The sequence below is a fragment of the Sulfurovum iocasae genome (assembly GCF_047716765.1).
Lineage (GTDB): Bacteria > Campylobacterota > Campylobacteria > Campylobacterales > Sulfurovaceae > Sulfurovum.
In genome coordinates this window covers 335,593-350,523 of record NZ_CP180410.1, presented here as the reverse complement: position 1 = coordinate 350,523, position 14,931 = coordinate 335,593, and the positions used below count along the sequence as shown (strand labels likewise).

Here is a 14,931-nt window from a genome sequence, read left to right as displayed (position 1 = left end):
GCTTGCCCACTCTACATTTAAAAAATCAATCTGGCACGGAGTCCGAAAACCCAACTATCGTCTGCTTCGGTGTTAAGTGCTGGGTTTTTAATGTACTGAATGTCTGGAGTCAACTGAAAGTTTTCCATAACCTGCAGGCGTGTAAACAGTTCGACGGAAGTTTGGTCATCAAGACCGGAACCGAAAGTGTCCTCATTTGGCTCTCCCCAGTTGAATCCCAAACCAAGAAGACTGTTATTCTCTCCCCAATGATAGCCAAATCCTGCACTGAGAGACTTCTGAAGAAATGAACCGCCATCTTTAGCATATCCCCCACGAAAGAATGGCATCCATTTCTCATCAAACGAGTGCGTATAGGAAAAACTGGCACCCCAGCCATCATTCACACCCGCTTCTTTACGTTCATCTGCATGCCAGAAGGTGATATGTGTGTTATCAAGATAGAAACGATCACGTGAAGTCACAATCCCCAGTTCTATACTCTTAAAAAACTCATGGTCATTAAAAAAAGTGTCGAAGCCGTTGAATGGATCTGTTGAATCTGCATTACTGTCGGCAAAACCAGTTGCGATATAAACATCATCGCTAAGCATAGCACTGAAGTAAACACCCAGTGTAGCATCATCAGGTGTTGGCATCGTTGCACTTCCCGTAGCTAATGCGAAGTTGGTAAACCCGGTCCATGGGGATGGAAGTGCATAAACATCAACCAAGTCGGTTACGTCTATCATACCTGCAAAAATTTCTATACGACCCTGATAAAGCTTCTGTTTCCAATACAAGTTGGTTAATCGTGTACCAATATCACTGTAAGTCGGTGAAATTACTCCTACGTAACCAATTTCATTTTTTACACCGTTGGGCGCAATGTCAGTATATCCATGTCGGTTCTCAATTTTCCATATAAAAGAACCTGTGTTACCAGAGTCTCGACCAACCAAATCCCATTGTCCGAAGGCTCGAATCACTCCGCCTGCAAAGTTATCATCATTATTCATTGTATGGGTCGCACTAATATACGTAGCGGAGTAATCTACAGCAAAATCAAAGCCATGTTCTTCGAGCAAACCTTTTTTCCAGTCACGGTAACTTTGTGGAGCATCAATATTAGTCAATGACCCTTTTAGCCTCTTATCATCTGCCAACTGACCCGAAACTGACCCAGGTCCTGCAAAGTTTTGGATAGTTGAGATTCCGTCATCTTCTAACACTTGTGATTCTTCGGCTATCACCGGTTGAATCGATGAGAGCACAAGCATTGCTCCTAATATAAATCTGTTAGATTGTTTCCATTTTACGTTCATTTTTTACTCCCATTAGTAACGGACTTAACGAATCCGATGTATTGCGACCTGCACATGCCTAAAGGGCCTGGCATGAAGTTACACAGATTTTCTTCTCCGGTGACCGGTCCCCATTCGCCGGGCGGTCTGCCCTTCGACCGTAGGCCGAGGGGAGCCCAATTTGCTAAATATGCCCAACGAAAGGTCGGCGAACACAGCCTGAGTAGATCCAGTTCGTCAAGGATGTGTAATCCCACACTGGCATTTTTGCCAGTTTCTGAACGGCGACGGCGTGCGGGGGAAGCTCGGTACACTCGAGCAAGATCATTGCGATGTCCTTGTCTTTCTTAAGGAGCCGTTTGATACCCGCAAGAACATCCCTTTCCATCCGACTCGCGTTAAAGTTCCCTTCAGCGTTCATGGCATGGGCGAACTCAGGGTCGTTCTCAAGGCCTTCGACCACGACGCGACTCGCTTGGAGCTCGCGGCTCAGCCCGCAGTTTTCCATCGCCTGGCCACTTGCGAGGAGTGGTCCATTAGCGGTAAGGACGCCGACCTTCTTGTTGCGGGGCAAGGACTGCACCATCATCGGCAGCATCATCAGGCTGGAAGAGAAGAAAGGCGTGTCGATGCGGTCTTGCACCACCTTCTGGTAGTGGGCGAAGAATCCACAGTTCCCCATAATGGCACTCACACCCTGTAACTCAAGCCACTTCGCGGCCTCAACAATGCCATCCTCAAAGTTCTTGGTCATCTCGGGCTTCATGACGTCCATGGCGTCGTCCACATTCATCTCACGATAGAGCATTGGGAAGTCAAAAGTTGTAGCATTGCCCATGTTGCCCGGCATCATGGGCAGATTGGCGCGTATCTGACACAAGCCGATCGTCACGCCCGAGATGTTGCGCCCAGCCCACCAGGTCACATCAGAATTGTCGTGGTCAAACCCTGATTCTTCCGTGTAAAGATCTGTATCTTTCGCGCCCGGCTTGAGGGTTTTCCAGTCGGGGGTTGCAAACTTGCCCGGCTTCGCGTCTTGGGCCAACGCACTAGTACCGGCAAGTACGGATGCTCCGACTACAGCTGCTCCAGCAGACGTTTTAAAGAACTCTCGACGACCGACGTTCCCTGGGCTTACGACCTGTTGATCTTGATCTGAATTTTCGATAGCATTATTTTTGATTTCATCTTTCATTTCTTAATCCTTTTATATTTCTTTATTCATTTTAATTATATAATTAAAAGACTTAATGAAATATAAACTAAAAAATATTTATTTTTGTAGTAATCTAAAACCTTATAATCTAACATATTTTATAACGTTTATCGCTGTAGCGACGTTTGTAGCCCATAAATATGTACCCTCCCATAGAAAACGTTATAAAATGTTCTATATGGGATGGTTTTATAAGGTCTTCTATCTTTTCTTTACCTCAATAAATTTGTGGTGTACTTCATTGGATATTAGTATTTTTTATTCGAACTGACAATTACACGATATGTTTAATTTGACCTTTATAATCTAATAAGGGTCTCTCCCAGAGCAAGGACACGTATAGTATATACGATCTTGCTGGGATTCCCAGACCCTTTACAAAAAATTTATACAAAGGATTAAAAATGGTAGACCCAATAACATTAGGCATAGGAATGGGAGCATTCTTATTCGGATACATAGCACACTCAAACAACAGTAACAAAGCTTGCATGCAAGGCATCGAGACAATGATAGAACAGAACAAAGAGTTCGTCTCTTTATCTTCAACCATAGAGATTTTAAACAGGGACATTGATACAAAGAACAGCTTGATAGCAGAACTGGAAGGAGAAGCCGATCACCAGCAAGAGAACATCAATAGATTGCTTCAAAGAGCAGAGTATCTCAGAAACAGCGGTGAACTAGAAAAGCTTGAAGAGTTGGCACAAACAACTAAAAACCTTACACACCTTAAGCAGACTCTTTCAAAAGTTCAAGTCAAACAGGTAGAGAGGTTTAACATAGGAATATTGATCTCTCTTGTTCAAAACATGTATGCATACATACATAAGGAGGAGCTTGACATATTAGGAGTGCAGGACCTGATGACAGATTTCAGTGACAGTGGCAGTGACGATAAAGGTGATGCCTTTGGAGGAATGAGTAAAAAGCCATCCACACCCAAACTAACAGGACCAACAGGTCCGGGAGTATAACATGTCAATGAATAAAAAAATCAACTTCAGATGTGACGAGACCTTTGAGGACCTGCTGTTTCAAAAAATGAATGAAGCAGGATATGACAGCTACTCTGAATTCATTAGAGAATCTGTCCAACATGTTACCATCAAACAAAGATGTAAAGGCATTCAAGAGCTTATCAAGGAAATAAACAAGATAGGCGTGAACTTGAATCAGATAACCAAACACGTCAATGAACAAAAAGTGATTGACCAATTTGCCCTGAATGGCATTAATCAGACATACAAACAACTCACTGCCATCATCCAAAGGTTCAACCACCATGCTGGTTAAGTTCTTTAAGTATGGCAGCGGAAACGGAAAGAGTGCCTTTGCTTATCTCCTGAACCATAGAGTGCATGAGGGAACAAGCAGAGTATTAAGAGGCAAGGCAGACTATACACTCTCCCTTATTCAATCACTCAACACCAAAAAGAAGTATAAGTCAGGGTGTTTGTCATTTGAAGAGAAAGATATTTCTGCTAAGCACAAAGAAGAGATAATGGACCTCTTTGAGGAGACCATTTTCCCCGGTATTGCAAAAGAGAATAGAAACATCGTATGGATAGAACATACGGATAAGAATAGGCTGGAACTCAACTTTGTCATACCAAGGGTTGAAATTTCAAGCTACAAAGCCTTCAATCCTTATTTCCATCGGGTTGATCAAAGACGCTTCTCTTTGTTCCGAGATTACATAAACTCAAGATACCAATTTTCTAATCCAATGGACCCTAAAAAAGCACAGACACTGCAATTGGACGATATGGTTAAATACTCAAAGAATGAGCACATAAAAAAGCTTGACGCTTACCTTCTATCACTCATAGAAAGAAATGCCCTTAAAAATCGAGATGAGCTTATCTATGAGCTGAAATCAATCGGGTATGAGATAACAAGAATAGGCAAAGAGTATATCTCCATTAAGACGAAAGATACTAAAGCAATACGATTAAAGGGAAAGTATTATAAAGAAAAGTGGGATACTGAACCAGAAAAATTAAGTAATATCCATACAATTTTAAAAGCACTGCAAGGGGAAATCGATAAAGCTTCCAAATACAATCAAAAACTTTTCTATAAAAAAACAGATACACAACTAAAAACAAAGAAAAAGAGGAGACCTGACACTTCACATCCCACAAAGTCTATACTGCATACACCAAAAGAAATCACTAAAGCAATACAAGAAAATAGGAATAAAAATAAGATAAAACCAAAAGGTTAGAATTTCATTTCATATAAAAATAATATACATCTTTAAGAAGATCATCTTTTATTTAGAATCTTTTTTTCTTTTGTAGGCAAGCCCAGCAACAAAACAAAAAAGAAAACAAAAAAAGAAAAATGCAAAAATCAAAGATTTTGGAATATATTTTTTCCCTTTTTAGGGGCAAGGCCCCGCGTAGTCATTCCCTAAAGGCCAAGAGGCCGTCCGGATAGGACAACACACCTTAGAAGAGGATTTAAGACCTTTAAGGGCAGCGCCAAGGATAAGGTTAATACATTAGAGAAATGGCGTGCCAAAAGTCCTCAGACACCTAAAAGTATAGAATAAAATAACCCTAGCGAAAATCAAATTCTCTTCCAAAAATCTCTAAGGGCTTGGCCCTACATAGTCCCCACCCACAAAGAATTCTTTTTAACATCTGTCTCTTTTTTTATATCTTCTTATTTACACCTCTTTGCTCAATCCCTTGATACATACCTAAAATAGAGGCTTAAATGATGACTATAAAAATAAAAAGGTGGTAAGAAAGTGTCATATTAAAAATCAAAAGGTGGGGAAAAAGTGTCATATATCTCAAAAGGTATACAGGTTCATTAAAAAGTGGGAATATTGCCATTTTTAAAAAGTAATTACCACTTTTCTATTTAATCGCGTTAAAATAATTTTATGAAAGTTTACAGGAATAACAAAAATGAAAAAACAAGAAATTATAATGTTGCAAGAAACTGGAAAGTTCAACAAACCCAATTTATTGATTGATATATGGAAAAATACCTCTTTGACGACACGATCCCAAAGGGTATATGATGTCTGTTTAAGAACATTATTGAACCAAAATATAGAAGCGTATCAAAACAATAAGATTAAAACGTCTATAAGTGCTATTGCCAGAGCAATGGGAACTTCTAAAAGAGAAGATATAGTTGATATATTACATGTATTAAATCAAACAAGATTCAAATTTAACAATACTATTGAAAATAGAGAATATAAATATCATACAACCTTAATATCTGGATTTGCTGTTGAAAAAAAAGGAAAAGACTCTCTTGAAATAGAATTCAATTCTCATTTGACTAGAGAGGTCTTAAAAAATCTAACTGAATATACTAAGATAGATCTAGACGAAATAAACAGGTTGACGAAAATGTATTCATTACCTCTTTACCAACTCATTAAATGGAGATTGGCAGGACACACAAGACAGCCACAAGATTATTCAGAAAAGAGATTAAGGGATTTTCTTCAACTACATGATTTATATACAAATATCAAGGATTTTAACAGAGATGTTGTTAGAAATTCTATTAAAGACATCAACAAACATACAAGCTTAACAATTACACTTTCAAAAATAGAGAGGCCAAAGAATGGAAAACCCAGAAATTACAAATTTAAGATCTACCATGATAAAACAATTTTACCATTCAAACGATTTAAGGCTGCCCTTATTGAAATGGCAAAAGACAGCATAAATATAGAGTGGAAAAGAAAACAACATGAGTATGTTTTAACTTCTAAATTGATAAATGGTAAGGAGATAGATGAAAAACACATTTTATGGGCTCATAAAGGTAGTTTAAAGACCGCAAGAACAAATATAGGTATCTCACTATGGGAAGAGTTTTATTTGGAGTATAAGAACAACCATACAACTTTTCTTTTTGATTATTTAGGAATGGAAGTTAGTGAACTATTGGAATATGAAAAAAGAGGAATAAATGGCAGATGAAATACGGCTACATCGTATTTAAATGCGCCTGTACAATAAATTAGAATATAAGTGTCAGTAGATAATGGGCATTATTTACTGACATTTTCACTGGCAGTTGTGTGAGTATATTGAGAAAGTTATATGTGTTGTTATAACAAAGCTAATTGATTATCTATATCTTCCTTACATTCTTTTATAAGATCTGAGTTAATACCAATTTCCTTTGCTCTACTCTCAAAATTTTTTAGTTTATTAGACATTTCATCAATAATCTTTAATACGGTGCTTTTATTGATAGTCTGATTTTTTGCAATGACAATGAAATCTTCTAGTGTGAAGTTTTTTCCTTTTCCGTTAATTGTCGTGATATGTTCAGTTGCTGATCCTTTAGAATATATGAGGTCATAAGCAGGTGTTAAATCCCAATCCCCATTAGTATTCATAATAAATGAAAAATTTTTTGCATGATCATCATAATTGAAAGACAAGGCATTAAATACCATTCTTCTAAATAACTCTTTAATAGTGTCTTGATTTTTACAAATCTGTAATGTGAATGCAAATAGTTCCTCATATGACATTACTTTTGGAATAGAGATGTCTTTGTGCATTAGCCCAGAAGCAGTACATATATGTATTTTATTATCGAATTCATCTCTATCAAACCTTTCAACAATCAAATGATGATTTCCGTCTTCATGATACAATTTAATAGGTGGAATTGTTATACCACACTCTTCTGCCATTCGCATATATAAATATTCAAGTTTAGTAAAGTCTAAACTTTCATCTTCATAATACACTTCATCGAATTTAATTATTGATCTTCTATATCCTTTATCAAGATTTTTGTTATTAAATTTAATTTTATTCATTTCTTTATTATAGGTAATGAGCATTTTTGGTCTACCTCCACCAACAGGGGACACACTGTCAATAATATTCATTAATTCACTAATAGAGCATATTTCATTTTTACTGCTTAAAATGACTTTCATGTTTTCATATGCTTTTTTTGCATCCATAACACTTTCAATATCATCACTCTCTTGGTGCTCTTGTGGTCTATATTCAATGGCACCCATACCTCTATCCCCAATAAATGCAAGTTTATCTAATAGTGATATGTCTCTAACTCTAAGCCCTTTACTTTCAAAGTATCTATCAATAAATGCCATACCATGCTTATCTGGCAGGGAATCAAAAAAAACCCCTGGCATTCCACCGTATAAACCTTTATTGTCCTTATTCGTATACAATTGAGATATCTTTGATGTATGAAGTTTTAGAGGTGATATTTCTAAATTTAGTTTTCTAAATGTTTTATCGTATTCAAAATATATAGTTCCTTCATGTAATATTAAAGTCCCAATTCGATGATCATGGATGTATGTATCTATTTCAGAAAGGGTGTATGTCATGAGGATGCCTTTTTCACTCTTTTTTTACTTTCTCGTTTTTGGTGGGTTCTAATTTCCTCAATAGATGTATACTTTTCAAATGTAAGTAAACCTTCAATATTTGAAGTCATATTTAGTGCATATAATAGTTTGACAATGTTTTCAAAAGATGTATTCTTTTTTTTCAAGAAATTTGCATATGCAGATGAAGATATTCCAGCTTTATTATATAAATCACTTTGTCTTAAGCCTTGCCTAATTCTCTCTTTTTCTATAATTTTTACAAATTTTGACATAATATCGTAAGGACTCATAAGCTCAATCATAATTTATCCTTTGTAGTAAATTGAATATACTTTTTTAATTTTATTTACTTATTTAGATAAATTATATCATTTTTTATTAAAATTGGAAGCACCCAGGATCATTTCTTATATAATTTATCAAAAACAATAGGTTATATATAAAATATAAAGTTAATTTATTTAAAATAGTAAATATATAATAAAATTTTTAAATAAGAATAATATCAGTATGAGTTGCTTTTGGTACGATGTATGATATAATCAATTAAATGGGAAATAAACACATAAAAAATTAAATAAGTAAAAATATGATTAAATCAAACTGGGAAATTTTTAAAGCAAAATTTAGTGAGAATCCACAGAATAACTTTGAATGGTTCTGTTATCTTCTTTTTTCACAAGAGCATCATCAACCTTACGGTATCTTCAGATATAAAAATCAATCAGCAATTGAAACGAATCCTATTGAAGTCAATAATGAAGTAATAGGGTGGCAAGCAAAGTTTTATGATACTTCGCTTTCTAGTCATAAGGGTGAGTTGCTCACTACCATTGAAAAAGCAAAAAGAGATTACTCTAATATTACAAAATTGATTTTTTATACTAATAAAGAATGGGGACAATATAAAGGGGGAAAACCAAAAGGCTTAATAGAGATTGAAAAAAAAGCAAAAGAACTAAATATTATACTAGAATGGAGAACTGCTAGTTATTTTGAGTCTAAATTTGTTTCTGTTGAAAATGAAATTTTTTCAAAACATTTCTTTTCGTTGGATAAAAGTTTTTTTGATGTAGTAATAGAGCAACAAAAACATACTGGAAATATTTTAAATCAAATACAAACCAGCATTACTTACAAAGGTCAGTATTTTGAAATTGATAGAAGTGATGATATTCAAAAAATCAAAGACAAATCTAAACAAATTTCAATATTAAGCGGTGTTGGTGGTGTTGGTAAAACAGTACTTATCAAAAAACTATATGAACAACTAACAGAAAGAATTCCTTTTTATGTATTTAAGGCAAGTGAATTTGAATTAAACCGTCTAAACGATTTATTTTCAGGCTTTAGTTTTGACAACTTTATTGAAGCTCATAAAGATCTAGATAGTAAAATTATTGTTATTGATTCTTCTGAAAAGCTATTAGATTTAAAGAACTCTGACCCATTTAAAGAGTTTTTATCAGTTCTAATAAGAGAAAACTGGAAAGTAATTTTTACAACAAGAAATCATTATTTAGAGGATTTAAACTATCAATTTTTTGAAATTTATAATATTGCACCACTAAACATAAATATCAATAACTTGGGATTAGAAGAGCTTAGGACAATCTCAGAGGAACAATCTTTTTCATTGCCAAAAGATGAAAAACTCTTAGAACTAATAAGAAACCCATTCTATTTAAACGAATATTTAAAGTTTTACAGTGAAACAGATGACCTAAATTATAGTGATTTCAAAACAAGGTTGTGGATAAAAAATATAAAAAAATCTAAGCCCGAAAGAGAACGGTGCTTTTTACAAGTTGCACTTGAAAGAGCAAATAATGGGCAATTTTTTATAAGTCCAAATTGTGAGTCAGTTATTCTTGATGAATTAGTAAAAGACGGGATATTAGGTTATGAAGAAGCGGGCTATTTTATTACACATGATATTTATGAAGAGTGGGCATTAGAGAAAATAATTGAAAGTGAATTTATAAGAAAATCAAGTGAACAAAATTTCTTTAATAAAATTGGGCAGTCTCTTCCCATTAGAAGAAGTTTTAGAAACTGGATATCAGAAAAACTTTTATTAGAAAAAGATGATATTAAAACATTTATTGAAAGCGTTTTTGAAAGTACAGAGATTGAGCCATTTTGGAAAGATGAAATACTGGTATCTATTTTACTATCAAATTATTCAAAAGTCTTTTTTGAGTTTTTTAAAGATGAACTACTAAAAAATGAGCAAGAATTATTAAAAAGAATTACCTTTATATTGAGAATCGCCTGTAAAGAGGTTGATGATGATTTTTTTAAACAATTAGGAATTAAAAACCTAAATTTATTCTCATTGAAACATGTCTTAACTAAACCAAAAGGTCAAGGATGGGAGAGTGTAATAAAATTTGTAGATGATAATATAGGAGTTATTGGTATTAAAAACATTAATTTTATTTTACCTGTAGCATATGATTGGAATAATAAAGTTAGAGAAGGAGAAACAACAAGGTTTTCAAGCCTTATTGCTTTAAAACTTTATCAATGGATTATTAAAGAGAATACTTATTACTCTCGTGATAACATCCAAAAGGACCTTTTTATAACTATACTTTATGGTGCTTCTGAAATTAAAGATGAACTAAAAGATATTTTTGAAGAAATTCTAAAAAACAAATGGAAAAATCACAGAGACCCTTATTATGATTTATCAAAATTTATGTTAACAAAGATGGAAGGGATATCTGTTTCTAAAGTTCTTCCAGAATACGTTCTAAAATTTGCAGACTTATTTTGGTTTTATACACAAGAAAAAGAAGATTCATCTTATCATTCTGACTTAGATATAGAACATTATTTTGGATTAGAAAAATATCATTTCGAATATCACCCTGCAAGTGCATATCAAACACCGATTTATTGGTTACTCCAATTTTCTTTAAAAGAAACGGTTGATTTTATTTTGGAATTTACTAATAAATCAATACAACAATATGCTAGTTCTAATTTTGATAGAACTGTACAAAGTGTTGAAGTTCAAATAGATAATGAGACCACCCAAAAACAACATATAAGTCATTGTCTTTGGAATATGTATCGAGGGACAAGCTCACCTATTAGCCCAGGCTTACTCCAATCTATTCATATGGCTTTAGAAAAATATTTTTTAGAAATAGGAAAAATAGTTGAATCTAGCGTACTAGAAAATTGGCTACTTTATCTTCTTAGGCATTCAGAGTCAGCATCAATTTCTTCTGTGGTTGCAAGTGTCGTTTTGGCTTATCCTGATAAAACATTTAATATCGCTAAAATTCTTTTTAAAACAAAAGAGTTTATTCTTCAAGACACCACCAGACTAGTTTCTGATCAAAGTGCTAAATCTTTGTACTCGATTGGTAAAAATATGGGTGCCAATACAAATGAATTTTATGACGAAGAAAGAATTAAAACATGTGACGATAAACATCGTAAATCAACTTTAGAAAATATTTTTTTAAACTATCAATATTTTAGGAGTGAAGAAGTTAGCGATACAGAATCAGAAAAAAGACAAAAGGAACTCTGGGATATATTAGATAATTACTATAAAGATTTACCACCAGAAACGAAGCAAACTGGGTCAGATAAAACATGGAGACTTTTTCTTGCTAGAATGGACAAGAGAAAGATGAATATTGCAACTGAAAAAACTGATGAAGGTATCCTGATTCAATTTAATCCAGAGATTGATTCTGACTTAAGAGAGTACAGCGAAAAATCCTTAGCAACAAATTCTGAATTTATGAAATACAGTTCATTAAAAATTTGGGCTGACTATAAGTTTCACAAAAATGAGCAATACAAGCAATATGATCAGTATGAATCTAATCCCAAATTTGCTCTCAAGGAAGTGAAAGATATTATTGAAAAATTAAATACAATAAATTCTCCTGATTATTTAAAAATGCAACATTCAGACGATGAAAACTTCTATTTACTTAATCATTCTATCCCTGCTTATGTTTGCTCTGTTGTTTTGCAAGATCATATTGAAGAATTAGATGAAGAAGAAAAATTATTTTGTAGAGATGTTATTTTGAAGATATCAATATCATCCCTGCAATCAGATTATAGATATCAAGTATCAGATGGGGTACAACAGGCAATTTCATTACTTCCAACTTTATTAAAAATATTTCCAGAAAATAAAGAAGATATAAAAATTATTTTACTACTAAGTCTATTCAAAGAGGAACGTGTAGGTGGTTTTCTTCAAGATGAAAGTTTTAGTATTTTTTCAATTATGGCTATCCATAAACAATGGGAAGAAAGTTTTAACGATGCCCAATCATTACTATTAGGATATTTGTTACTTAAACCAATATATGATGAACTAAGAGAAAAAACCAGACAAGAAAATTATAACAACGGTATTTATAAATCTTCAAATAATCATATAATGGGGAAATTTCTTGAAGAAAATGAGGAAAATTTACAAAATATTATTGAATGTAAATTAGAGCTAAATAGTATAAAAGATATTGATAGGTTTGATTTGCATACTCTAAAAATAGCATTTCAATTAATTCCTCAAAAAACAGATAATGAAGATCACAAGAAAGTTGTTAAAATAATTACTTCTGCTTTTGCAAATAAAATACTTTCTGATGACAGCGATGAAAAGATAGACTATACAACTAGACATGATTTTTTAAAAACATATGCTTACTTTGTTTTGAATGCACCTCAAGATGAAATCCAAGATTATTTAAAACCATTTCTTGATAATTTTAATAAGTCTGAATCTATTGCTGATTTATTTAAAGAATTTGTCTCAGCAGAAGACTATTTAAATACATATGATAATTTTTGGTTAGTTTGGGATATTTTTAAAGAAAAAATATTTGAAATTTGTAAAGATGGTGATGGATATTGGTATGTAGAAGAAATTATAAAAAGCTACCTTTTTGCTCAAGTCTCATGGAAAAAAACTACGAAAGATTGGCACTCACTAAAAGATAAAAACAAAAAGTTTTTTAAAGAGGTTTCTAATACGATTGGTCATTGTCCATCCGCTTTATATTCTATTTCAAAATTGCTTAATAATATTGGAAGTCCATATATAGATGATGGTGTAATTTGGATTTCTATTATGTTAGATAAAAATAAAGATTATGTGAATAAGAAACTTGAAACCAATACTATTTATTATATAGAAAATATTGTTAGAAAATATACTTTTAAAAATCGTGAGAAGATTAAGAAAACCAAAGAATTAAAAAATAATCTTATTGTAATATTGAATTTCTTAATTGAAAAGGGTTCTACAATTGGCTATATGTTAAGAGAAAGTATAGTTTAGAAGTAAGAGTAAAATAGGCTTAATGAAAAAAACGTGGGGCTGAATCATATCTAATTATTTACTTGGTTACTTGGTTACTTTATAAATTTACTAATGCAGTATGCCTACATTTGGGATAACTACTACATCCATAAAATTCATTTCCTTTATTTATGCCTTTCTTTGCAACACGTAAAACCAATTCACTTCCACATTTGGGACATGCGTTATTATTCTTTTTTTCTTTGACTATATTTTTAACATGTTTAACATGTTCTCTATGTGTTTTTAACGTTCTAGATAATCTACCTGAGTCTATCATTGAAATAATTTTTTCAACTTCTTTTTGAGATAAGACTTTTTCTGTTTTAGATTTAATATAATTAATTAAACCCCCTGCATAAGTTACATTTTTTGGCATTTCTGTTTTAAAGGTGCTGTCACCTACAAACACGACAACAGAAAATAATTTACTAGGGTCGATATCAAGAGTTGACTCTATTATTTTTGTATGTTTGTAGTTTTGATGTAAAGGGTTTTGAAATTTTGTTGAATATTTATATATTTTTTGAGTCCAAGTCTTTTGTTTCTCGCCACCAAAAATCCAACCTCTCATATTTTTTGTTTCAATGACAAAAATACCAAATTCAGATACAACAACATGATCAATTTGAGTAGTGCCATCTTCCGTGGGTAGAGTTACATTTTTAATGAGATGATATTTATCTTTATCTAATCGTAAATTCACGGCAAAATTGACAAGTATTTCACCTGCAAAACCTTTACCAAATGGTGTTCTAAAAAAAAGAATAATTAATACTATCAATACAAAATACCAATTTTGAACTATCATTGATACGAGAGGGGAAAATACTGCTGACAAGTCAATCATGTGAATAACCTTTATGATTTAATTATTGGAATATACGATATGCCTATTTTAATTTATAGTGAACTTCAATTAGAACTGAGTGTTCCAGTATGTTTTAATATGTTAGTAGTATATCAATTTCAATGTTATATATAATTTTTGTCATGCGCAATACTAACCCACTTACGGGTTAGTATTAAGATTTTCATACTTGTTATTCATTTACACTCATTTCAGCTACAAGCTTTTCAAAAATATCTAAAAAATTTGAATCGTAAACTTCTTCTACATGATTTTGATTCCATAAATTAGATTTATTAACTTTCTCTCTAGCACATTTATGTCCTAGCCAATCTTTTGAAGCAGCATCTAGCACTTCTTTATTATAATTGCTTAAAAGTGCAATGCTATTTCTTTCTATGTATCCACGAAGACTTCTTGGTGTTGCCTCATCATTTATGGATAGATATAAAAAAGGCATTTTACCAATAGTCTGACTAACTAATTGTTCTAATTGAAGTTCACCTTTTTTAATATCTTTTGAAGCAGTATTTCCTTGACCCCATGTTGAAAAATTTAAATTGTTCTCTTGAATTATTGCTGTTCCAATAAGTAGTCTAAAAATTGATCCTCTATGGTTTCCTCCGCCACTTTTAGCTGTTCCTTTATGTTGAGAAAGTCTATTCCATAATGTTGTTTTTGAATTATATTTTAATGCATGAGTGCCAACTCTTGTTGCACGAAGTCCATCACCAGAATCACTTCTTTTTTGGTTTGACTCAAAAAAGAAATATACTCCTCTGTTATGCCATTTTTGTCGTCCATTAGAATTTGATAATAATTTTTTTTGAATATTTTTCTTTTCCAATACTTCCATTATAGAGT

11 protein-coding genes are annotated in these 14,931 nt (G+C 32.7%); 5 read left to right on the top strand and 6 right to left on the bottom strand.

Going from position 1 to position 14,931, the window contains the following annotated elements; all coding sequences use genetic code 11:
- Positions 1-17 precede the first annotated feature (17 nt).
- Together ACLHDG_RS01790 and ACLHDG_RS01785 are read right to left on the bottom strand one after the other, a co-directional pair.
- Positions 18-1,304: a carbohydrate porin gene (locus ACLHDG_RS01790; RefSeq protein WP_415407284.1), complete on the bottom strand. Its 1,287-nt coding sequence runs from the start codon at positions 1,302-1,304 to the stop codon at positions 18-20.
- Between the two features lie 163 nt (positions 1,305-1,467).
- Positions 1,468-2,478, bottom strand: coding sequence for a hypothetical protein (locus ACLHDG_RS01785; RefSeq protein ID WP_415407283.1), 1,011 nt, complete (start codon positions 2,476-2,478; stop codon positions 1,468-1,470).
- A 425-nt stretch (positions 2,479-2,903) separates the two neighbouring features.
- Between ACLHDG_RS01785 and ACLHDG_RS01780 the strand changes: the two genes are divergently transcribed.
- The 4 genes from ACLHDG_RS01780 to ACLHDG_RS01765 all read left to right on the top strand — a co-directional run bounded on the left by ACLHDG_RS01780 (position 2,904) and on the right by ACLHDG_RS01765 (position 6,464).
- Positions 2,904-3,476 (top strand): hypothetical protein, encoded by a 573-nt coding sequence (locus ACLHDG_RS01780; protein ID WP_415407282.1) that lies wholly within the window; start codon positions 2,904-2,906, stop codon positions 3,474-3,476.
- 7 nt (positions 3,477-3,483) lie between these two features.
- Positions 3,484-3,795 carry a plasmid mobilization protein gene (locus ACLHDG_RS01775; protein ID WP_415407281.1) on the top strand — a complete coding sequence of 104 codons (312 nt, stop codon included), beginning with the start codon at positions 3,484-3,486 and terminating at the stop codon, positions 3,793-3,795.
- The gene (locus tag ACLHDG_RS01770; RefSeq protein WP_415407280.1) at positions 3,728-4,729 is read left to right on the top strand and encodes a relaxase/mobilization nuclease domain-containing protein; all 1,002 of its coding nucleotides are present in this window, start codon (positions 3,728-3,730) and stop codon (positions 4,727-4,729) included. The genes ACLHDG_RS01775 and ACLHDG_RS01770 overlap by 68 nt, the downstream gene beginning before the upstream one ends.
- A gap of 694 nt (positions 4,730-5,423) precedes the next feature.
- A complete protein-coding gene (locus tag ACLHDG_RS01765; RefSeq protein WP_415407279.1) occupies positions 5,424-6,464 on the top strand; it encodes a RepB family plasmid replication initiator protein in 1,041 nt (346 codons plus the stop codon).
- Positions 6,465-6,595: 131 nt separating this feature from the next.
- On the opposite strand, the gene ACLHDG_RS01760 is transcribed toward ACLHDG_RS01765, so the two are convergent.
- Both ACLHDG_RS01760 and ACLHDG_RS01755 read right to left on the bottom strand, forming a co-directional pair.
- Entirely contained in the window at positions 6,596-7,867 is a 1,272-nt protein-coding gene (locus ACLHDG_RS01760) for a type II toxin-antitoxin system HipA family toxin (protein WP_415407278.1), read from the bottom strand.
- Positions 7,864-8,172, bottom strand: a complete 309-nt coding sequence (locus ACLHDG_RS01755) for a helix-turn-helix domain-containing protein (RefSeq protein ID WP_415407277.1) — start codon at positions 8,170-8,172, stop codon at positions 7,864-7,866. The genes ACLHDG_RS01760 and ACLHDG_RS01755 overlap by 4 nt, the downstream gene beginning before the upstream one ends.
- 287 nt (positions 8,173-8,459) lie before the next feature.
- Between ACLHDG_RS01755 and avs4 the strand changes: the two genes are divergently transcribed.
- Entirely contained in the window at positions 8,460-13,196 is a 4,737-nt protein-coding gene (avs4, locus tag ACLHDG_RS01750) for an AVAST type 4 anti-phage nuclease Avs4 (RefSeq protein ID WP_415407276.1), read from the top strand.
- 79 nt (positions 13,197-13,275) lie between these two features.
- Here avs4 and ACLHDG_RS01745 read toward each other — a convergent pair whose 3' ends face one another.
- Together ACLHDG_RS01745 and ACLHDG_RS01740 are read right to left on the bottom strand one after the other, a co-directional pair.
- Positions 13,276-14,067, bottom strand: coding sequence for an NERD domain-containing protein (locus tag ACLHDG_RS01745; RefSeq protein WP_415407275.1), 792 nt, complete (start codon positions 14,065-14,067; stop codon positions 13,276-13,278).
- A 193-nt stretch (positions 14,068-14,260) separates the two neighbouring features.
- A complete protein-coding gene (locus tag ACLHDG_RS01740) occupies positions 14,261-14,923 on the bottom strand; it encodes a hypothetical protein (RefSeq protein ID WP_415407274.1) in 663 nt (220 codons plus the stop codon).
- Positions 14,924-14,931 lie beyond the last annotated feature (8 nt).